Origin of the sequence: Acetobacter sp. KSO5 (genome assembly GCF_044094635.1) — a bacterium.
Lineage (GTDB): Bacteria > Pseudomonadota > Alphaproteobacteria > Acetobacterales > Acetobacteraceae > Acetobacter > Acetobacter cerevisiae.
The window spans coordinates 1,510,041-1,529,882 of sequence record NZ_CP172014.1 but is presented as its reverse complement, the minus strand read 5'-3'; the positions used below and the strand labels follow the sequence as shown (position 1 = coordinate 1,529,882).

The window sequence follows — 19,842 nt, the reverse complement described above, 5'->3', positions numbered from 1 at the left end:
AGACTGCGCATGACAGACCACACCAGCACCGACACGCGGGATACTGAACTGGCGGCGCAGTATGAAGCGTATCCTTACCCCGAGCGAAATCCCCAGGATGAGGCCAAACGGCTGCTGATTGGCAGCCCGAGCCATCTGCGCGAAATTGATTACTGGGTGTTCGGGGCGCAACGCCCCCGCAGCCAGCCACTCCGCGCCCTGATTGCCGGATGCGGCACAGGGGACGGGGCCATTATGCTGGCCACCCAGATGGCGCGGGCAGGCAGGCCGGGAGAAGTCGTCTGCGTCGATCGTTCCCGCCACGCTCTGTCCATTGCGCAAGCCCGCGCCCAAGTGCGCGACCTGAACAATATCCGCTTTGTGGAAGGCTCTCTGACCGCATTGAATACGCTTGATCTCGGGCTGTTCGATTACATCGATTGCTGCGGTGTTCTGCATCATTTACCTGATCCAGATGCAGCCCTTGCCGGACTGGAAGCCGCCCTCGCGCCCGGTGGCGGCATGGGGCTAATGGTCTATGCCCCATATGGCCGCACCGGCGTTTATATGTTGCAGGATGCTCTGGAAGAGCTTGCTCCTTTTGATGAAAAACCAGCCACCCGGCTGGATATGGCCAAGCGCGTGATGCGTCACCTGCCGGCCACGGCATGGCTGCGACAAAATGGAAATTTTGGAGACCATCTGAGCGGTGGGGATGCTGGCCTCTATGACCTGCTCCTCAACCCCAGAGATCGCGCTTACACGGTCGGCGCCTTTCTGGATCTGCTTGACGGGGCCGGGCTCGAAGCTTCCTGCCTGATGGAACCAGCGCGCTATGATCCGGCTCTGTTTCTGCCGGACCCGAAGGTGCGGGCACGCATTGCGCAGCTCCCCGCACGGGAGCAGGCCATGGTTGCGGAATCTCTGACAGGGAACATGGCAACCCATGTGGCGTATGTTGTGCGCAAAGGCACGAGCGTCACGCGAGCCGATGCATCCTCATTTGATGCGGTGCCGATCATGCGGGAAATTCCAGGCATTGAGCTGGCTAAACTGATGCGACCGGACCACACGCTGCCGTTCGCATTCGGGACGCTGGTTGTGCCCATTCCTTTGCCGCCGCAGGCGCGTGGCCTTCTGCCGCTTATTGATGGGGAGCGCACCGTGGGCGATCTGGCCGCCATTCTCGCAACACGCGGTGTGCCGGAAAACAAATTCCGCACAGTCTGGCAGGAAACCTTTCATACGCTGGAACGCCTGAACCGCGTGCTTCTGCTGCCGCCCGCATGATGCGTACGCCTGAAACATCGGCAAGCAAGACCCATAGGCAGGCGGTGACGCCAATTCTCATTTTCGGAGCGGCACTCCGGGCTGACGGCACGCCATCGCCAGCCTTACAGCATAGGGTGCTGGCCGCTGTGCAGTTTGGAGTGAAGCAGAACGCGCCGCTCTACCTTGTAACCGGTGGCGTGCCCCGCAAGGGTTTGACGGAAGCGACCGTCATGCGCAGATTGCTTCTGGAGGCCGGCGCTTCCCCTGAGGCTATCCTTGAAGACCATGCTGCGACGGATACATTTGACTCCGTTGTAAACTGCACAAAAATCCTGAAAAAACAGGGCTTTGCAGATCAAACTCTCGCATTGGCCACAAGCACATACCACATGCCGCGCTGCCTTTTGCTGATGCGTCTGGCTGGATGGTCCGTGCAGGCCGTGCCGTTTCCATTCCCGGTAACCGGGCGGAAGAGCGTGTTTCGAGCGGGCCTGCGCATCGGGCATGAAGTTCTTGCCAGCCTGTGGGATGCTTTTCTGGTCTTGTGCTGGCGTATTGTGCGCTGAGCACGGGCGGCGTATCTTTCACACCTCTCCTTTCAAACAGCACTTCATGAACTGCGTTTGATCTGATTTCAGCCTGACAGGCTTGAAGAACCTCTTGAAACAGTAGGTATTATGGCTGTTTACGCTTTTATTTTTCCGGGGCAGGGTAGCCAGTCCGTTGGCATGGGGGCTGACCTCGCCGCTGCCTTTCCTTCAGCACGCGCCGTGTTTGAAGAAGTCGACGAAGCACTGGGCGAAAAGCTCTCCAAAACCATTTTTGAAGGGCCGATGGAGGCTCTGACCAGCACGGAAAATGCGCAGCCGGCTCTGATGGCTGTTTCCATGGCTGTGCTGCGCGTTCTGGAAGAGCAGGGCGGTCTGGATCTGGCCGGGAAAGTGACACTGCTGGCCGGGCATTCCCTTGGGGAGTATGCCGCTCTGGCCGCAGGCCGTGCCTTTGGTGTGACAGAAGCTGCACGTTTGCTGCGTACACGCGGTCTGGCCATGCAGAAAGCTGTGCCGGCAGGTGAGGGCGGCATGGCCGCTCTGATTGGCGCAACGCTCGCTCAGACGCAGGAAATCTGTGAAAAAGCCGCACAGGGCGGTGTTCTGGAAATTGCCAACGATAACGGTGGTGGCCAGATTGTAATTTCCGGCACCATGGCAGCAATCGACAACGCCATTGCGCTCGCCAAGGAAATGAAGATCAAGCGTGCCGTCAAACTGCCGGTGTCTGCTCCGTTCCATTCCTCACTGATGCGCCCGGCAGAAGATGTGATGGCCGAAGCGCTGGCCAACGCAGACATCGCGTCTCCGATCGTGCCGGTTATTGCCAACGTAACCGCTGAGAAGGTGAGCGACCCGGATGCGATTCGTCAGGCCCTGACAAAACAGGTGACAGGCCGTGTCCGCTGGCGCGAAAGCGTGGAAGCCATGACGAGCATGGGTGTCGATACGTTTGTGGAAATCGGTGCAGGTAAAGTGCTGTCAGGCCTCGTTCGTCGCATTGATCCCGAAGTTTCCACCAGCTCTGTTGGCACACCAGCAGATATCGAAACTCTCCTGAAATCTTTTTAAAACAACGGAATAAAAGACTATGTTCAGGCTTGATGGAAAAACGGCTCTGGTTACGGGTGCTTCCGGTGGTATTGGCCGGGCGATTGCTGCCACCCTACATGCTCAGGGTGCTACGGTCATCCTGTCCGGCACGCGGGAAGCCGTGCTGCAGGAGCAGGTCAAGGAACTGGGCGGCGAACGGGCATTTTATGTCACGGCCAACCTGTCCGAAGCAGCTGAAGCTGATGCGCTGGTCGGCAAGGCCGAAGAAGCTGCCGGGGCTCCGCTGGATATTCTGATCAACAATGCTGGCCTGACGCGTGACACGCTCGCCCTGCGCATGAAAGATCAGGACTGGGATCAGGTTTTGAATGTGGACCTCTCTTCCCCGTTCCGCCTGTGCCGCGCCGCCCTGAAAGGCATGCTGCGTCGCCGTGCTGGGCGCATTGTGAATATTGCTTCCGTCGTCGGCACAACCGGCAATGCCGGGCAGGCTAACTATTCCGCAGCCAAAGCGGGGATGGTGGGCATGAGCAAATCTCTGGCACAGGAAGCAGGCTCACGCGGCGTCACCGTCAACGTCGTGGCACCGGGCTTTATTGTCACGCCCATGACGGATGTGCTGCCGGATGCGCAGAAAGAAAAACTGACCAGCGCTATTCCGCTTGGCCGTCTTGGCAAACCGCAAGACGTGGCCTCTGCCGTGCTGTATCTGAGCTCGGAAGAAGCCGGGTGGGTTACAGGCTCCACACTGCATGTTAATGGCGGTATGGCTATGGTATAAACACGTCCGGGAAGCTATTGCTTCAACAGGTCGTGCAAATTGTTTCCGGATGTGGCAGACAGGCTCCGTAAATGGTCTGGATGCACCTGTCCGGAACACAGTTAACCGGTTCATGTTGGCGTGAACCGGAAAAACGTGCTAAGCGCCCGCAACCCTGTTGCGTGGGAGAGGAAAGAGCGACATGCTCAGCCTTACCTGCAACAGGCAAACTGGCAGACTTAAGCGCCTAGATAACTTGCCCGCTTTTCCAGGGCACATAGGAAGCAGAGACAGATGAGCGAAATCGCTGACAAGGTTAAGAAAATTGTGGTCGAGCATCTCGGCGTCGAGGAAAGCAAGGTCACGCCGGAAGCGTCGTTCATCGACGACCTGGGCGCAGACAGCCTTGATACCGTTGAACTCGTGATGGCTTTCGAAGAAGCTTTCAACGTCGAGATTCCGGAAGACGCTGCTGAGAAGATCGCCACGGTTAAAGACGCGATTGACTACATCGAGAAGCAGAAAGCTGCCTAATTTAGGCCGTCTTCTTTTTGCAGACTAATATAAGGTCCCTCACTCCTTGAGGGGCCAGACAGATTCAAGCGGGGAGCGGGCTGGTTTGTTGCAGTCGGCCGGAGCAAATTCGGGCCGGAGACGCGTCGTCGTCACCGGTATGGGCATGGTGGGTCCTCTGGGCCTCGGTGTCGAAAACGTATGGTCACGTCTGATCGCAGGGGAAAGCGGGATTGAAAGAATCACGCATTTTGACCCCAGCGATCTGCCGGCGCAGGTTGCCGGACAGGTGCCGGAAGGACCGACTTCTGAAGGAAAGCTGACGCTTTCTGACTGGATCTCGGTCAAAGACCAGCGCAAGATGGACCGTTTCATTCACATGGGACTGGTCGCAGCGACTGAAGCTGTGGAGGATTCCGGCTGGAAGCCTCAGACTGAAGAAGATAAATGCGCCACAGGCGTGATGATTGGCTCAGGCATTGGTGGTCTTCAGACCATCTATGACGCCTCCATCACGGTGCATGAAGGCCGCGCCAAGCGTCTTTCTCCCTTCTTCATTCCATCAGCCCTCATCAACCTTGTCTCAGGACATGTGTCCATCAAATACGGGTTCCAGGGGCCAAACCACTCTGTGGTGACAGCCTGTGCAACCGGTGTGCATGCCATTGGTGACGCCGCACGGCTCATCATGTTTGGCGATGCCGATGTGATGGTCGCAGGTGGTGCAGAAGCAACGGTCTGCCCGCTGGGCATTGCCGGGTTCTGTTCAGCAAGAGCGCTTTCTACCGGGTTTAATGAAACGCCGCAGAAAGCCTCCCGCCCGTGGGATAAAGACCGCGACGGTTTTGTAATGGGTGAAGGCTCTGGTGTGGTTGTGCTGGAAGAGTACGAACACGCCAAGGCCCGAGGTGCCAAGATCTACGCGGAAATCGTGGGCTATGGCATGTCCGGGGACGCCTATCACATTACGGCACCATCAGAAGGGCATTATGGGGCTTTCCGCGCCATGCGCTCGGCTCTGAAGAGTGCAGGCGTCACACCTGCAGATGTTGGCTACGTCAACGCACACGGCACCTCCACCATGGCGGATGACCTTGAGCTTGAAGCGGTTGAACGTCTGTTCGGGGATGATGCCCGTACGCTGGCCATGTCTTCCACCAAATCCTCCACCGGGCATCTGCTTGGTGCGGCGGGTGCGATTGAAGCCATCTTCTGCATCCTGGCGATGCGCGATAACGTGGCCCCTCCCACGCTTAACCTTGATAACCCGTCACGCGAGAGCGTAATTGACCGGGTAGCGCATACGGCGCAGCAGAGGCAGATTAATGTTGCTCTGTCCAACAGCTTCGGCTTTGGCGGCACAAACGCCAGTCTGGTTGTCCGCCGCGTCTGATAAAGGACGATATGCGCAGGTTATTATCGGTTTTGTTCCTTCTGCTCCTTATGGGGGCAGGGGGAACAGCCTTTAAAGCATGGCTCGATTATAAAAATCCGGGGCCATTAGCTCACGAGACTGACGTTGTCATCCCGCATGGCGACTATCTTAGCACAATCCATACATTGCAGCAGGCTGGCGTTCTTCAGTCCGGATACTGGACAGAACGGCTCTGTCTAACCGCTGTTCTGCTCACGCGGAAAGACGGACAGCTTCACGCGGCTGAATTGCATTTTCCGGCCTTTGTCTCCATGCAGGAGGCATTGCATATCATCCGACATGCCCATCCGGTTCTGCACAAGCTGACCATTCCGGAAGGCCTCACAGCGCATCAGATTCAGGCGCTGCTTCAGTCAACTCCCTTTCTGGAAGACGACGCACCTTTGCCCGCCGAAGGCAGCGTCATGCCCGAAACCTACGGGTATTTGCGCAATACCAGCCGCAAAATACTGCTGGAACGCACCCAAACAGCCATGAACAAAGCGGTCCAGACCGTCTGGAACAAACGCACGCCGGTGGCGGAAATTCCCGATGAGCAAACTTTGGTGACTTTGGCGTCTCTGGTGGAAAAGGAAACTGCTCTTCCTGCCGAGCGCCCTCTTGTGGCACGCGTCTTCATCAACCGGCTGCAACAGGGCATGAAGCTGCAAACGGACCCGACCGTAATTTACGCCCTGACCAATGGCACACCTCCTCTGGGCAGAGCGTTGACGCATACGGATCTTCAGGTCAGCAGCCCATACAATACCTATATGGTCGCAGGCCTGCCTCCGGGGCCAATTTGCTCGCCGGGCTTATCTTCTCTGGAAGCCGTAGCGCATCCGGCTACAGGAAATATGCTGTATTTTGTGGCAAACGGGCAGGGGGGCCACAGCTTTGCGGCCAGCCTGATGGAGCACAATAAAAATGTGCAGATTTTTCGGCAGAAGAAACAAGCGGATCATACCTCTACAGCACAGCAATAGAGGCATGGAGTTATAAAGGCGCGGTTTTACCCGCGCCTTGTGATTATTTTACCGGGGCCAGATTTTCATGCTGGATGCTCCCCACACTCCCAGATCCCGTCGTGCTGATAGCATCACTCCCGAGCGTATCGGCACCGGTTGTCGCAGCATGCTGAGCTGCGCCAGCCGTCTTGCTTGTCGGTATGGTAGTCGCCGGAGCCATTTTTCCGTAGCGGGTCAGCACGCTCCGCAGCGGATCAGCACCCGGGTTGTTCACGCGCATGGAAACAACAATGTCTTCAGGCCCAACGCTCTGGCTGTAATAGGCCCGGTTGGCGTCGCTGTTGACTGTGAGTTTGGTCCCCCCAAGAGCCGCACCGGCGAAGAGGCCCTGAGACTTCTGCGCAACAAGAATGTCCGTATTTCTGGCCCCGGCATTGCCGCGCTCGGCATTACTGCTGAGGGTCGCAAAGGACACACCGGCGTTGGCCCCAAACTGAAACTGACTATCCAGCAGCGCCTGTAGTCCCCGGTCCGTCATGACAAAGAACATCGCCTGAGAATTCTGCACACCCAGCTGAATCCCAAAGGATGCCGTGCTGAGCGTATAGAAAGCCGGGTCTGACCATGATCCGCGAGCGTCTCGGGCCAGCAGCAGACAGCCGCCTCCAGCCCCACCAAAGGCAATGGACATGCGGAAAATGGAAGGACACACCATGACGGCGCGGGCCTTCCCCAGGTTAACGGCCACGGTGCTTTGCGCCGTAGCCCCCACAAAAATGTCCTGCACCGTCAGCGCAGCTTTATCGACTAGCGTCTGCCCGCTGTCAGCCGCGTGTGCCTGCAGCGGCGCACAGCTCAGAGCGGTTGCCATCCCCAGAGCAAGAGAAAAGGAGGAAAAACGGTAAACTGACCGCATTCTGGTGGTCTCCATTATGGGCCTAAATTACTGGCCTAGCCTTACGTCTCGTTTGTGGCGGCAGAATGGCCCGAAGGCCAGACCCCACCGCTTTTAATCCAGAGAAATTCCTACGGCAGAGGACAGAGCCTGCGCAATATGCGGGTTTGCTGCTAAAATTGTCGCGGGTCCTGTCAGTCCGCCTTCCTTCAGGAAAGGTGATACACAGGCCCCGGCTTCTGCCAGCAGAGGAAGAGCGGCGGCCACATCCCACAGATTGATGACAATTTCGATATAGCCATCCAGCCGCCCACATGCGACGTCCGCCAGCGCCAACGCGCCTGACCCACCGGAGCGAGGCATAGCCCCCAAATCCATAATGGCGTCGATTTTTTCCATAAACACCGGCTTAGGGACCCGGTTGCTCCAGCCCATCTCAATCATGGCGCTGGCCGGATCTTTGACCGGCGAGGCCTGAATGCGTTTGCCGTTGAGGAACGCGCCCTGACCACGCAGAGCGGTATAAACCTCGCCAAGGGCTGGCGCTTCGATCACCCCGGCCACGGGCTCATCCCCATCCAGAAGGCCAAGAGACACACACCAGCGGTTCCGGCCGCGGGCATAGTTGGACGTGCCGTCAATCGGGTCCACCACCCAGCGCAAGCTGCCTGCACGGGCAACGCCCCCTTCTTCCCCCTGAAAGCCATCATCCGGGAACAGAGTCTGCATCCGCTGGGCAATAAAGCTTTCCACGGCACCATCGGCTTCTGTCAACCAGTCCTGCGCCGACTTCTGCTTGCCTTCCGGGCCACCGGGGGCGGGACGCATGGACATGGCAAGACGCGCGGCGTCCTGCACCACAGCCCGAGCAGCTTCAAGACGATAGGCGAGGGCGGGGCTGGGTGAAGACATGGGCAACAGGCTCCAGATTAAGAAATATTATAAAATAATATCATAGCCCGAAGTCCGTGCAGAAGCGACCGCCTTTCTCCCCGCCGAATGTGCAGCATGTCCGACGCAGGAAACAAACACCACCTGCTCCAGATCGGTTTATTTTTTCTTTTTGTAGAGGTCTTTCGGCCAGCGACGATGCAGCCAGAGCCAGCTTTCCGGCTTTCGCCTGATCCAGCTTTCCAGCCGATCATTCACTGCCTGCACCAGCAGGCTCAGGTCCCGCTTCTTATCGCCCGTATCCGGCAGTTCCATCGGGGGTTCGACCACAATCCGCAAGCGAGCCGGACCAAGCCGCTCCACATAGCCGGGGATGACCGCGCAGCGATAGCGCAAGGCCATGGCCGCCAGTGCCGGTGCTGTCATGGCAGGGCGACCAAAAAATGTGGCTTCAACACCGTCATTCATTTTCTGGTCCACCAACATGCCCAGCCGGCCCCCTTTGGAGACATAGGCCAGAGCCTCCCGCGCTCCGCGCGCGCCCTTGGCAAAAAGGGGCATGGGGGTGGGGGCCATGGCGGTATCCCGCAAGTTGCGGATCATGGCGTCAATAAGGGGGTTGCCCGCAGCCCGATAAAAGGACGCAAAGGGCGTGCCATGCCGGGCGACGCCGGGCGGCAGCATTTCCCAGTTGCCGATATGGCCGGACACAAACAGAACCGCGCCGCCGCGCCGGGCCTGTTCTTCCAGATACTCAGCCCCCTGCACCTCAAAGCCCGGCCCGCTGGCGGTGTTTTCCTGCAAGCAAGATAAATGTGGAAGTTCGCCCACCGTGCGGCCTAGATTTTCCCACACGCCGCGCACAATCCGGGCGCGCTCCGGGGCGTTCAGCTCCGGTATGGCCAGTTGCAGATTTTTGTCTGCTATTTTGGAAACCGGCAGCAATGGTCCGATGAACCGACAGAACCGTCCCGCAAAATTGGACGCCCGCGCAGGCCCCATCCGTAAAAACAGGTTCAGCAACGCCTGAGCAATCCGCGCCTCCAGACGCATCAGGCGCGTTATGCGTACGGCGCTCATGCGGGCCTCTGGCTTAAAAGCTGGTCCAGCAAGGCCTCGGGCGTAGCCTCATTCTGCCAGACAAGACCGACCCCCACGGTCCGCAGTTGTTTTCTGAAAGCGGGAGGAAACCGGACCGTATCCTTAGGGGTCGTCACGAGTTGTGCGTCTGCCTGCCGGGCCAGTGTAGCAAGATGGTTCATATCCCCATCTTTATAAAAATAATGATCTGGAAAAGCGAGACACTCCACCGGGTTCACCCCAGCCTGCCGCAGCCCATCAAAAAACTTGGAGGGACGGCCCAGTCCGGCAAAAGCAATGCACCGCGCCCCTTTGAGCACCCGCGCTTCCGATGCGGTTTGCAAATCAGCCCGCATAACATCTGGCAATAAGTCCGCATACTGCGCCAGAAAACCGGTTTTATCCGGCCCAATCAGCAGAACTACCGAGGCCCGCACAAACGCACATGCCGGGGTCTCACGCAATGGTCCAGAAGGCAGAACATGCCCGTTGCCAAGCCCGACCACACCATCCACCACCAGAAGAGACACATCCTTGTGCAGGCCAGGATTTTGAAAGCCATCATCCATAATAAGGCAGGCAGCTCCTGCCTCTACGGCCGCTTGAGCCGATGCAGCGCGGTCTCCGCCGACCCATGTGGGGCACTGCTGGGCCAGCAACAGGGCTTCATCCCCGACATCTCGGGCTGAATGGCGAGCAAGGTCAACCTGCGTAGCCGTTTTGATACGCCCACCATAACCGCGTGTGAGAGCATGCACAGCAATCTTCCGCTTTTTCAGCCGGGCCACGAGATCCAGCACCACGGTTGTTTTCCCTGTGCCACCAGTGGTGAGGTTGCCACAGCACAAGACCGGCACGGGAGCTTTCCAGCCGGCTTTCTTCTGCCTCTTCACCGCACAGGCCGCCACCAACGCCGAGAGGGGCGAAAGCAGCCATGGGAACACTCTGGCCTGCGGATCTGACCAGAAACGGGGAGGGCGGATCATGATGACAGAAGCGCCAGAATTTTATCCGCCAACTGCTCTGGCAGAGCCATATTGGCGGTCGCTACGGCCTGCGCCTGTTCCGCACAGACCTGACGACGCCCCGGATCGTTCAGCATAGCGCCCACCCACTCAGCCAGTTCCGCCGCAGTTTGAACAATCGCAACACTCTGCCCCAGAACGGCAAAGGCCTCCTGAAAATTCTGAACACGCGGGCCGGTCGCGAGCGCACAGTCCAGACGAGCGGGTTCAAACGGATTATGGCCGCCGCCACCTTTTCGCACCTCCGGCAGACTGTTGCCGATAAAGACAATGCCAGCCAGCCGATAAAACAGCCCCAGTTCGCCCAGTGTATCGCACACCCATACGGTATCGGTCGGCGCAGGAACTTGCCCCAAGGCCCTTCGGGGCGCTCCGCCAAAAAGAGCGCTAACGGCAGCACCGCGTTCTGGATGGCGCGGTACGATAATGGTGAGAAGTGACGGAAAACGTGTCCGCAAGGTTTGGACCGTCTGCCGGAGTGCGTCTTCTTCTCCATCATGCGTGGACGCTGCCAAAAACACCGGCCGCCCGGCAAGCTGCTGCTGAACTGCAAGCAACTCAGCCTGATTCACCGGCAAAGGTGGAGCAGCTGTCTTGAGATCGCCTGCTTTCGTCAGAGACCGGGCGCCAAGCTGACGGAACCGCTTGGCATCCTCTTCGGAGCGGGCTGCAATCCATGCAAACCGTTCCAGCATCCGCCGGGCAACAGGGCGTAATTTATCCCAGTTTTTGAAAGAGCGTTCCGACATCCGCCCATTGACGAGGGCCACAGGCACATTCTGCCGGTGGCACAGGCCAATCAGGTTTGGCCAGAGTTCACTTTCCGTGAAAACCACAGCCTGTGGCCGCCAATGCGCCAGAAAACGCTGCCCCCAGCGCGGCACATCCAGCGGCACAAACTGATGAACCAGCCGGGGATGCGTCAGGCGTTGCTGCAAAAGGCGCGCCGCCGTGACGGTTCCGGTTGTGACCAGCACTGTCAGAGCCTGCTTTTTCTCCAGACAGAGCTGCACAAGCGGCAGAATCGACACCAGCTCACCCACACTGGCTGCATGGAACCAGACCAGTGACCCTGCCGGGCGCTCGTGCGAGGCAAAGCCCATCTTCTCCCGCACCCGGTCCGGCAGTTCCTTCCCGCGTGTCTGCCGCCAGCGCAGCAGGAAAGGCAGTGCAGGAGCAAGCCCCGTAGCCACCCAGCCCCAGACCCGTGACGGCTGAAGAGATAACGGTGCAAGCCAGACTTTTTCCTTCTGGCGGCCCGGATGGTCCACCCATGGCCGCTCAGCTTCCAGCGTGACCTGCGTAATCGCCTCGGCCAGCAGCCGGTCTGCACTATGTTCGGCCTGCGCCTCTTTCTCACGCGGGAGAATAAGCGGAGCGCCGCACACAAAATGACCGCGTCCAAAAGGCAGCGGCAAAATCATTTTATCCCAGGAGTTCAGGCGGATGCCCCGGCACGTCGCACCAACGGGCACAATCGGCTTTCTGACAAGGGCAGCCAGCGCCGTGGCCCCTTGCTGGGCTTGTCTACGCGGGCCTCTTGGCCCATCCGGCGTAATGGCAACAATGCCGCCATGCCGCAATCTGGCTCGCATGCGGCGCAGGGCGGCGGCACCGCCTTTGTTTTTACCCCGTGTATCGGAAGAGCCGGCAATGGACCAGATGCGCCATTTTCCAACAATATCGGCAATCAGGCGCCCATCCCGATTCCGGCTGATAAGTACGTGCAGTCGCATGGCGGGGTTTTGCGGTTCTGCCCACCACCACAAGGCTGGTGTGAGCGGCAGAACCTCATGCCAGAAGGCAACAACAGCTGTGCGACCATCCTGACAGGTGAGGACCTCGCGGGCCTCCGGGTCGATACTAAATGTCCAGCGCGTAGTGCGCAGGGTCAGCCCCAGATAGCCCCGGATTGTGCTGACAAGAATTTTTCGAATAAAAGATCCGGCGGAATGCGGAAGACGCGCCACAGTGCCAGATCTCCCGCGCTAGGCCAGCCTCCGCCTAAAGGCAAACCCCTCCGCCTGTTCCTTCAGAATGGAAGGCTGATAGGCCACCGTGAAGGCTTCATGCGCCCGCTGCCAGACAGCGGGATCAGAGCCTTCGGGTAAATCTATTGCCGTGACCCCGCACCGGAGCAGAAATTCATACTGGTCCGGCAGCACATGCCCGCCAGCCCGAATTTCCCCCTTGAAGTGCAGATGTTCACGCAAGGCCCTTGCCTGCGTAAACGGGCGGCCATCCCGGAACACAGGGAAGGTCAGCGCCACAACGTCCAGCCGGGGCAGGGCGTCTCGCAGAGTTTCGACTTCGTCAGCAGAACTCAGCACCACACCAAGCCGCGCATCGCTATTCCGGCCCAGCCCTTCAGAAAGGCGAGCCAACGGCACCAGCACATCGCCTGCCGGAAGAGAGACTCCCTCAACGGCAATCTGCCATGTGTCCTGAATAATCTGGCCGTTCTCAAGCAGTGGCATATGCGGCGTCCTTGAATGGTGCTGTGCCTAAACGGCGGCACGTTTCAATAAACCGCTCACCCGCCGTTCGTCTGGAAAGATACGTATCAATGATCCGGGCGATTGCATCAACCGTTTCATCTTCCGACATGGCAGAGCCGAGAATTTGTCCGATGGAGGCATCGCCATCTCCAGCGGAGCCACCCAGCGTAATCTGGAAGGCTTCCTCGCCGCGTTTATCAACACCCAGAATGCCAATATGCCCGGCATGATGATGCCCGCAGGCATTGATGCAGCCGGAAATATTCAGCCGCAGGGGCCCGATTTCCCGCTGGAGATCAGCATTTGCAAAACGGGAGCTCAGCTTCTGGGCAATGGGGATGGAGCGGGCGTTGGCCAGTGCGCAGTAATCAAGACCGGGACAGGCGACGATATCAGTAATGAAACCGATGTTCGCTTCCCCAAGCCCGTTTTTCTCCAGCGCCTGCCATACATCATACAGCGCATCCTGCCGCACATGGCCCAGCACTACATTTTGCAGGTGCGTGATGCGGAGCTCCCCAAAGCTGTAGCGTTCCGCCAGATCGGCGAGAAGGCCCATCTGTGCTGAGGTCACATCCCCCGGGATACCGCCAGCCGGTTTGCAGGAGATCGTAATCGAGCAATAACCCGGCTGCTTGTGCGGATGAGTGTTGGTATGGACCCATGCATCAAATGCCCGGTCGGCCTTGCGCTGGGCGGCCAGTTTTTCCGCCGCATTGCCTGCCGGGGCAAAATCCGGCGCGCCAAACCGTGCGCGGATTGCCTCAACGATCGCTTCGGGTAGCCGGTAGCGAGCCCGGTCCATGGCGGCAAATTCTGCATTCACCTGATTAAGGAATTCTTCCGTGCCCAGAGCCTGAACCAGAATCTTGATGCGCGCCTTATAGATATTGTCGCGCCGCCCATGCGCGTTATAGACGCGCAGAACGGCTTCCAGATACGCAATCAGATCTTCTTCCGGCAGGTCATCCCGCAGCCTGACGCCAATAATTGGCGTGCGACCCAGACCGCCGCCGACAAAGACTTCAAACACCGGACGACCATTTTCGCCCTCACGCGCAATCAGGCCGATATCGTGGAAGCGCGCGGCAACACGGTCCTGCTGGCTGCCGGAAATAGCAATTTTGAATTTACGGGGCAGGAACGTAAATTCCGGATGCAGCGTAGACCACTGCCGCAGAATTTCCGCATAGACACGCGGGTCCAGCACTTCATCCGCAGCCGCCCCGGCAAACTGATCTGCCGTCACGTTGCGGATGCAGTTCCCGCTGGTCTGAATGGCGTGCATGTCCGTATCGGCTAGCACGTTCAGAATTTCCGGCGTGTCTTCCAGCCGTATCCAGTTGAACTGAATATTCTGGCGGGTGGTGAAATGCCCGTAATCACGGTCATACGTGCGGGCAATATGCGCGAGCGTGCGCATCTGCTTCGCATCAAGCACGCCGTACGGAATAGCGACCCGCAGCATGTAGGCATGCAACTGGAGATAAAGGCCGTTCATCAGCCGGAGCGGCTTGAATTCTTCTTCCGTCAGAGCACCGGACAGACGCCGTTCAACCTGATCTTTAAACTGAGCAACGCGTTGCTTCAGAAACGTGCGGTCAACGTCATCGTAAGCATAATGCCCGACGGGCAGTGCGGCAGATGGAGAATGAGACATGGAAAAAGCCAATCTTGATCGTCTGTTCAGGCGTACGGAGCAGGGTGAGGCGCGTGCCAGTCTGGCGTAAAATTGGGATGCACGCTGGGGCCCGCAGCGCGGATGCGCTCACGACTGGTGACAGGGAGCGGGCCAGACGCCGTCTCGGTAACCTGAACGCCATAAATCCCCACCAGAGCCTCTTGCTGCGCGCGGGCATTGCAGGCTTTCAAAGCCTCCTCAACTGCACTGTTGGGATAGAGTTTTGCGTCCTGAATCAGCGTCGTCCACTGGCCATCGGCAGCCAGCCAGACGATGCGGCCATCCAGAAGACGATTGGCGGTGATGACGCTGGTGCCTTCAGCATCCCGGCGACTGTTTCTGCGATCCACAGCATATCCCTTTCCGGAACGATCCTTGGGAAAAGAAATTACATCATGCGTGATATATTATCAATATACCACGCGCCGTTTTGAGTGATCATAAATGAAGCACGTCGCTTCGTGATAAAATAACGTTGCCGCTCAGCAAAAACCGTTTATCCGCACCGTTCTCCATCCCGAAACAGTCGGGCCCGGCTGATATCAAGCAGGCCAGAGGCCTGAATTTCCACAGTATTTTCTGTGCAATCAGGAATGCTGAACGGTACAGAACGCTCAGCCAGCTGCGCTCTATAATGCCGATAACCGTTCCGCGCTCCCTCTGGGATGAGGGAGAGAGCAGGTTCTTGCGCTGAACGCTCGTCAGGCCTGCATACCTGAATTTCATAAGGTCGCAGCATGGCCGTTATCGGGCCGGGAGAAACAGACGCATCGACCGCAAAGGGAAGAAGGCCCGCTTCATCCGGCACCATCAGACCATCCTGCACGATGCCGTTAAAAGATGGCGCTTCCCCGAGGAACTCCATAACAAACGCTGTCTGCGGGTTACGGTTCAGTCCTTCCGGCGTGGCATCCTGCACAATCTGTCCATGCTGCATCACGACAATACGGTCTGCTATTTCTACGGCTTCATCCTGATCATGCGTGACCAGAATGGTGGTCAGCCCCAGACGTTCGTGCAGGGCTTTCAGCCATGTGCGGATGGAGCGCCGTACAATAGGGTCGAGCGCCCCAAAGGGCTCATCCAGCAACAGAAGTTTAGGCCCCGTTGCCAATGCACGGGCAAGCGCCACACGCTGCCGCTGCCCGCCGGAAAGCCGCGCCGGGTAGGACGCTCCGGCGTCCGGGATCTGCATAAGGTCCAGTAGTTCCTGCACGCGCGCCGCAATAGCGGAGCGGGAAGGACGTTCGGAACGGGGCAGCACATCCAGTCCGAAGGCAATGTTTTTTGCCACCGTCATGTGCGGGAACAGGGCGTAATTCTGAAAAACGAAGCCAATCTTGCGGGCACGGTCCCGCATACTGCCCATCGTCTGCCCATCCAGCAGCAAGGTGCCCTGCTCAAACGTATCCAAGCCCGCAATAGCCCGGAGCAGGGTTGTTTTCCCGGCACCTGAGGGACCAACCAGCGCCACAAACGCCCCTGTTGGTACATCCAGAGAGACATCATTCAGCAGACGCCGCGTGCTCCCCGGTGCATAGCGCACCAGATGCTCAACCTGCACACTCATGCCTGCTTCTCCTTCCAGCGGGCCAGCCACTCCGGCGCGGAGCGGAGCAAGACGGCCATCATCGCCATGCCGGCCAGCAGTGCAGCCATGCTAAAGGCCGCAACGGTCTGGTATCCATTATAAAGACTTTCAATATGCAGCGGCATAGTCTCGGTCATGCCCGGAATATGGCCGGACACGACGGAAACCGCACCAAACTCCCCCATAGCCCGCGCCGTGGTGAGCAAAATGCCGGAAAACAGGGCAACCCGCGCACCGGGCAGCGTGACCCGCCAGAGAATATTCCAGAACCCGGCTCCGGCCAGCATGGCAGCCTCTTCCGCATCGCGCCCCTGTTGCTCCATCAGCGGCACAAGGGTGCGGACCACATAAGGCAAGGTGACAAAGATGGTGGCCAGCATGATACCGGGCACGGCAAAGGCGATATGAATACCTGCCTGCTCCAGCGCAGGCCCCCACCAGCCCTGAGCACCAAACAGCAGGAGCCAGACAAGGCCCGACACAACCGGGGAAATGCTCAGCGGCAATTCAACCAGCACCAGCAGAGCAGACCGGCCGGGGAAGCGATATTTTGTCAGCACCCAGGCGGCCATCACCCCAAAAACGGTATTTGCCAGCACGGAGACAACCGTAACCTCCAGCGTCAGCCAGATGGCCGCCAGACCGTCGGGGTCAGACAAAGAAGCGAGCGCCGGAGCCAGACCGTTCTTCAGAGCCTCCGCCACCACCACCGCAGGAGGCATAAGCAGCACCAGAACAATCAATCCCCATGTGAGAACCCAGAGAGAATATTTTCTCATCTCTGCTCCCCCCACACAGACAACCGCCTGCGCACCAGACTGACCAGAACCAGCGCGAGCAGGGAAGTGAGCAACAGGATCAGCGCTATAGCCGTGGCTCCCGCGTAATCAAATTCCTGAAGGCGGACGACAATCAGCAGCGGGGCAATTTCACTCTTGAAGGGTTGATTGCCTGCAATGAAGATCACAGAGCCGTATTCCCCAACGCCCCGCGCAAAGGCCAGACCAAAGCCTGTCACCAAAGCTGGAAGCAGAGGGGCAATGACGACGCGCGTGACCACCTGCCAGGGTCTGGCCCCAAGCAGAACGGCGGCTTCTTCCATATCGCGCGGCAGGTTTTTTAGCACAGGCTCAACCGTGCGCACCACAAAGGGGAGGCCGACAAACATCAGAGCCAGCACAATGCCGGTCCGGCTATAAGCCAGCACCAGACCAAGCTTTGCGAGGGGGGCGCCAAGCCAGCCCTGCGGGCCGTAAAGCGTGGCGAGTGTAATGCCTGATACGGCGGTCGGCAGGGCAAGAGGCAGATCAATCAGCGCATCCGCAACCCGGCGACCCGGCAAATCCCCGCGCACAAGCGCCCACGCCAGCAGCAACCCAAGAGGCACATTCAGTAAGGCTGCCAGAAAGGCACTGGAAAAACTGGTCCACAGAGCGGCAAACATACGCGTGTCATGCGTTGCCGCGACCATAGCGCCCACACCATCCTGCCAGGGGCGGATGATTAGCGCGCACAAGGGAAGGACGATAAAAAAGCCCGTCCAGAGAAGGGTTACCCCTAGCGCCAGTCGATAACCGGGCAAGGCGGACCCGCCACCCCGCAAAAAGGACAAAACAGCCTGCTTCATGCCGCGTTAAGAGCCTGACCGGAACTCATCTTCATCCTTCTCCTGCCACCATCCTCAGGCACAGCCCTGAAAGCGCACGAGCCAGAACACAGGTTGCGCACGGCAACACTCTATTCTGACCCGTGCTTCGCCCTGATTAAGAGCGGGCTTTCAGCGCACCTGACAATCTGACGGTGTCTTTGATGAAGGATGCAAGCGTTTTCGTTTCGGATTCAACACTTCCTGCGCTGGTTTTCAGGTGCAGGGCAGGGCTGACCGGTGCTTCGTAAGGCGCATCAATGCCAGTAAAGCCGCTGATCTTGCCAGACCGTGCCGCAGCATACAGCCCTTTGGGGTCACGCTGCTCACAGGTTGCAAGGTCCGCATCCACAAAGACTTCAGCAAACTCTTCCCCGAGAATCTGACGAGCCAAAGCGCGGTCAGAGAGCAGGGGGGAGATCAGTGCGACCAGCACAACCTGACCAGCATCGCGCAGAATTCGGGCGACTTCCGCAGCCCGACGAACATTTTCAGTCCGGTCTGCTTCAGAGAAGCCCAGATCCTTGCACAGGCCGGCACGCAGAGTGTCGCCGTCCAGAACGGTAACGTCCACACCATCAGCAAAAAGAGCTGCTTCCGTTGCGCGTGCCAGAGTGCTTTTGCCGGAGCCGGAAAGCCCCGTCAGCCAGAACACGCCGCCACGATGCCCCTTGGCCCGCGTACGGTCCTGCGTCGTCACGGTGCTTCCTGTGGGGTGAATAACCTTTTCACCATCAGCGATAGCCGCAGGCCCCAGAAGCGGCGCGCCACCCACAATACGCTGCTGACGGTCCACCAGAACGCCGCGCCCGTCTGCCGTGCCCGGCACGAAGGGGTCAAACAGAATGGTTTCTGCAGCCGAAAGCGTGATTTCTGCAAAACCTTCTGCCGGGACTTCCTCGCCAGCATATTTTTGCAGGTCGTCCAGATTCACGACGGAGTCAATGGACGTCACCGTCACGGCATGTTCCGCTGTCGCCAGACGCAGATGGAAGCTTTCCCCCACACGCAGTGGCTCCTGACGCAGCCAGAACAGGCGCGTACGGATGCGGGAGGCCGCAACCGGCGGAGTTTCTGATTTGTGGAGCAGATCCCCACGGTCCGGGATCACATCCGGCTCTAGCGTAACAGCGACGGACTGACCCGCAGCAGCAGAAATCTGCGGCGCAGTGTGCCAGCTTGCGATGGAAGAAATCTTCGCAGGGGTTTTCTGCGTGCCGATAATCACTGTATCGCCCACGCGCACCCGGCCACGCTCAATGCGACCGGCCACATAGCGTTTGTCGTCAAAGCGATAGACATCCTGCACCGGCAAACGCAGCGGCAGTTCCGCGCGGGATGCAGGCGAGGGGACCTGTGCCAGAGCTTCCGTCAGTGTCGGGCCGCTATACCAGGGCATCCGGTCGGAACGGCTGGCAATGTTATCACCATCACGCGCAGAGGCCGGAATAAAGAGAGCGGCTTCCAGATCCAGCTTTGTGAGGAGTTCGGAGACAGATTTTTCTGCAGCTTCAATCTTGGCCTGATCGAAGTCCAGCAGATCGACCTTGTTCAACAGAACAATCACATGCCGGATGCCGATAAGGTGCAGCAGCATGGCGTGGCGACGGGTCTGTTCCCGAGCACCTTCAGCCGCATCCACCACCAGCACAGCAGCTTCCGCATCCGCAGCGCCGGTGATCATGTTGCGCAGGAACTGGCGATGACCCGGCGCATCCACAATCACAAATTCCCGCTTATTCAGCAGGAAGGGGATGCGGGTGGAATCAACCGTCACACCCTGATCGCGCTCGATCTGAAGGGAGTCGAGCAGGAAGCTCCACTCAACCTTCAGTCCGCGCTTTTTGGACGAGGCAATAATCTGGGCGACCTTACCGTCCTGCAGATTATCCGTGTCATGCAGCAGGCGGCCAATCAGGGTTGATTTACCGTGGTCGACGTGACCGACGATAACGATCGGCGTCGCTGGCTCCTGAGACTGAGCCACAGAGGGGGAAAGCGTATTCGTCATAATTCTATTCCAGTC

At 58.7% G+C, this 19,842-nt stretch carries 19 protein-coding genes; 7 read left to right on the top strand and 12 right to left on the bottom strand.

Annotated features, from left to right (window positions below):
• Positions 1–9: 9 nt before the first annotated feature.
• The 7 genes from ACHQGU_RS06960 (at position 10) to mltG (ending at position 6,528) form a co-directional block, all read left to right on the top strand.
• On the top strand, positions 10–1,269 hold the full coding sequence (locus ACHQGU_RS06960) for a class I SAM-dependent methyltransferase (RefSeq protein WP_395496292.1): 1,260 nt from the start codon (positions 10–12) through the stop codon (positions 1,267–1,269).
• Between the two features lie 44 nt (positions 1,270–1,313).
• On the top strand, positions 1,314–1,817 hold the full coding sequence (locus ACHQGU_RS06955; RefSeq protein WP_395496291.1) for a YdcF family protein: 504 nt from the start codon (positions 1,314–1,316) through the stop codon (positions 1,815–1,817).
• 111 nt (positions 1,818–1,928) lie between these two features.
• Positions 1,929–2,873: an ACP S-malonyltransferase gene (gene fabD / locus ACHQGU_RS06950; RefSeq protein WP_395496290.1), complete on the top strand. Its 945-nt coding sequence runs from the start codon at positions 1,929–1,931 to the stop codon at positions 2,871–2,873.
• Between the two features lie 19 nt (positions 2,874–2,892).
• A complete protein-coding gene (gene fabG / locus ACHQGU_RS06945; RefSeq protein ID WP_395496289.1) occupies positions 2,893–3,636 on the top strand; it encodes a 3-oxoacyl-[acyl-carrier-protein] reductase in 744 nt (247 codons plus the stop codon).
• 273 nt (positions 3,637–3,909) lie between these two features.
• Positions 3,910–4,149 carry an acyl carrier protein gene (locus tag ACHQGU_RS06940; RefSeq protein ID WP_006557907.1) on the top strand — a complete coding sequence of 80 codons (240 nt, stop codon included), beginning with the start codon at positions 3,910–3,912 and terminating at the stop codon, positions 4,147–4,149.
• Positions 4,150–4,288: 139 nt separating this feature from the next.
• Positions 4,289–5,521, top strand: coding sequence for a beta-ketoacyl-ACP synthase II (gene fabF, locus ACHQGU_RS06935; protein WP_062140237.1), 1,233 nt, complete (start codon positions 4,289–4,291; stop codon positions 5,519–5,521).
• An 11-nt stretch (positions 5,522–5,532) separates the two neighbouring features.
• The gene (gene mltG, locus ACHQGU_RS06930) at positions 5,533–6,528 is read left to right on the top strand and encodes an endolytic transglycosylase MltG (protein ID WP_395496288.1); all 996 of its coding nucleotides are present in this window, start codon (positions 5,533–5,535) and stop codon (positions 6,526–6,528) included.
• A 43-nt stretch (positions 6,529–6,571) separates the two neighbouring features.
• Here the strand turns inward: mltG and ACHQGU_RS06925 are convergent, their stop codons facing one another.
• The 12 genes from ACHQGU_RS06925 to cysC all read right to left on the bottom strand — a co-directional run bounded on the left by ACHQGU_RS06925 (position 6,572) and on the right by cysC (position 19,827).
• Positions 6,572–7,426, bottom strand: coding sequence for a lipid-binding SYLF domain-containing protein (locus ACHQGU_RS06925; RefSeq protein ID WP_395496287.1), 855 nt, complete (start codon positions 7,424–7,426; stop codon positions 6,572–6,574).
• Positions 7,427–7,519: 93 nt separating this feature from the next.
• The gene (locus ACHQGU_RS06920) at positions 7,520–8,317 is read right to left on the bottom strand and encodes an inositol monophosphatase (protein ID WP_062272816.1); all 798 of its coding nucleotides are present in this window, start codon (positions 8,315–8,317) and stop codon (positions 7,520–7,522) included.
• Between the two features lie 138 nt (positions 8,318–8,455).
• On the bottom strand, positions 8,456–9,376 hold the full coding sequence (locus tag ACHQGU_RS06915) for a lysophospholipid acyltransferase family protein (protein ID WP_395496286.1): 921 nt from the start codon (positions 9,374–9,376) through the stop codon (positions 8,456–8,458).
• Positions 9,373–10,359 carry a tetraacyldisaccharide 4'-kinase gene (lpxK, locus tag ACHQGU_RS06910; protein ID WP_395496395.1) on the bottom strand — a complete coding sequence of 329 codons (987 nt, stop codon included), beginning with the start codon at positions 10,357–10,359 and terminating at the stop codon, positions 9,373–9,375. Before lpxK ends, ACHQGU_RS06915 begins: the two co-directional genes overlap by 4 nt.
• Positions 10,359–12,371 carry a glycosyltransferase N-terminal domain-containing protein gene (locus ACHQGU_RS06905; protein WP_395496285.1) on the bottom strand — a complete coding sequence of 671 codons (2,013 nt, stop codon included), beginning with the start codon at positions 12,369–12,371 and terminating at the stop codon, positions 10,359–10,361. Before ACHQGU_RS06905 ends, lpxK begins: the two co-directional genes overlap by 1 nt.
• An 18-nt stretch (positions 12,372–12,389) precedes the next feature.
• Positions 12,390–12,878: a DUF934 domain-containing protein gene (locus ACHQGU_RS06900; protein ID WP_395496284.1), complete on the bottom strand. Its 489-nt coding sequence runs from the start codon at positions 12,876–12,878 to the stop codon at positions 12,390–12,392.
• Positions 12,865–14,559 (bottom strand): nitrite/sulfite reductase, encoded by a 1,695-nt coding sequence (locus ACHQGU_RS06895; protein ID WP_395496283.1) that lies wholly within the window; start codon positions 14,557–14,559, stop codon positions 12,865–12,867. The genes ACHQGU_RS06900 and ACHQGU_RS06895 overlap by 14 nt, the downstream gene beginning before the upstream one ends.
• 26 nt (positions 14,560–14,585) lie before the next feature.
• Entirely contained in the window at positions 14,586–14,930 is a 345-nt protein-coding gene (locus tag ACHQGU_RS06890; protein ID WP_062140220.1) for a DUF2849 domain-containing protein, read from the bottom strand.
• Between the two features lie 146 nt (positions 14,931–15,076).
• Positions 15,077–16,150, bottom strand: a complete 1,074-nt coding sequence (locus ACHQGU_RS06885) for a sulfate/molybdate ABC transporter ATP-binding protein (protein WP_395496282.1) — start codon at positions 16,148–16,150, stop codon at positions 15,077–15,079.
• A complete protein-coding gene (locus ACHQGU_RS06880; RefSeq protein WP_062251114.1) occupies positions 16,147–16,950 on the bottom strand; it encodes a sulfate ABC transporter permease in 804 nt (267 codons plus the stop codon). Before ACHQGU_RS06880 ends, ACHQGU_RS06885 begins: the two co-directional genes overlap by 4 nt.
• Positions 16,947–17,798: a sulfate ABC transporter permease subunit CysT gene (gene cysT / locus ACHQGU_RS06875; protein WP_395496281.1), complete on the bottom strand. Its 852-nt coding sequence runs from the start codon at positions 17,796–17,798 to the stop codon at positions 16,947–16,949. Before cysT ends, ACHQGU_RS06880 begins: the two co-directional genes overlap by 4 nt.
• A gap of 136 nt (positions 17,799–17,934) precedes the next feature.
• A complete protein-coding gene (gene cysC, locus ACHQGU_RS06870; protein WP_062140213.1) occupies positions 17,935–19,827 on the bottom strand; it encodes an adenylyl-sulfate kinase in 1,893 nt (630 codons plus the stop codon).
• Between the last annotated feature and the right edge of the window lie 15 nt (positions 19,828–19,842).

Bases quoted from the DNA above. Each gene is read 5' to 3' on its own strand.
- ACHQGU_RS06960 (WP_395496292.1), top strand. From the start codon at position 10: ATGACAGACCACACCAGCACCGACACGCGGGATACTGAACTGGCGGCG.
- fabD (WP_395496290.1), top strand. From the start codon at position 1,929: ATGGCTGTTTACGCTTTTATTTTTCCGGGGCAGGGTAGCCAGTCCGTT.
- fabG (WP_395496289.1), top strand. From the start codon at position 2,893: ATGTTCAGGCTTGATGGAAAAACGGCTCTGGTTACGGGTGCTTCCGGT.
- ACHQGU_RS06940 (WP_006557907.1), top strand. From the start codon at position 3,910: ATGAGCGAAATCGCTGACAAGGTTAAGAAAATTGTGGTCGAGCATCTC.
- fabF (WP_062140237.1), top strand. From the start codon at position 4,289: ATGGGCATGGTGGGTCCTCTGGGCCTCGGTGTCGAAAACGTATGGTCA.
- mltG (WP_395496288.1), top strand. From the start codon at position 5,533: ATGCGCAGGTTATTATCGGTTTTGTTCCTTCTGCTCCTTATGGGGGCA.
- ACHQGU_RS06925 (WP_395496287.1), bottom strand. From the start codon at position 7,426: ATGCGGTCAGTTTACCGTTTTTCCTCCTTTTCTCTTGCTCTGGGGATG.
- ACHQGU_RS06920 (WP_062272816.1), bottom strand. From the start codon at position 8,317: ATGTCTTCACCCAGCCCCGCCCTCGCCTATCGTCTTGAAGCTGCTCGG.
- ACHQGU_RS06915 (WP_395496286.1), bottom strand. From the start codon at position 9,376: ATGAGCGCCGTACGCATAACGCGCCTGATGCGTCTGGAGGCGCGGATT.
- ACHQGU_RS06900 (WP_395496284.1), bottom strand. From the start codon at position 12,878: ATGCCACTGCTTGAGAACGGCCAGATTATTCAGGACACATGGCAGATT.
- ACHQGU_RS06895 (WP_395496283.1), bottom strand. From the start codon at position 14,559: ATGTCTCATTCTCCATCTGCCGCACTGCCCGTCGGGCATTATGCTTAC.
- ACHQGU_RS06885 (WP_395496282.1), bottom strand. From the start codon at position 16,150: ATGAGTGTGCAGGTTGAGCATCTGGTGCGCTATGCACCGGGGAGCACG.
- ACHQGU_RS06880 (WP_062251114.1), bottom strand. From the start codon at position 16,950: ATGAGAAAATATTCTCTCTGGGTTCTCACATGGGGATTGATTGTTCTG.
- cysT (WP_395496281.1), bottom strand. From the start codon at position 17,798: ATGAAGCAGGCTGTTTTGTCCTTTTTGCGGGGTGGCGGGTCCGCCTTG.
- cysC (WP_062140213.1), bottom strand. From the start codon at position 19,827: ATGACGAATACGCTTTCCCCCTCTGTGGCTCAGTCTCAGGAGCCAGCG.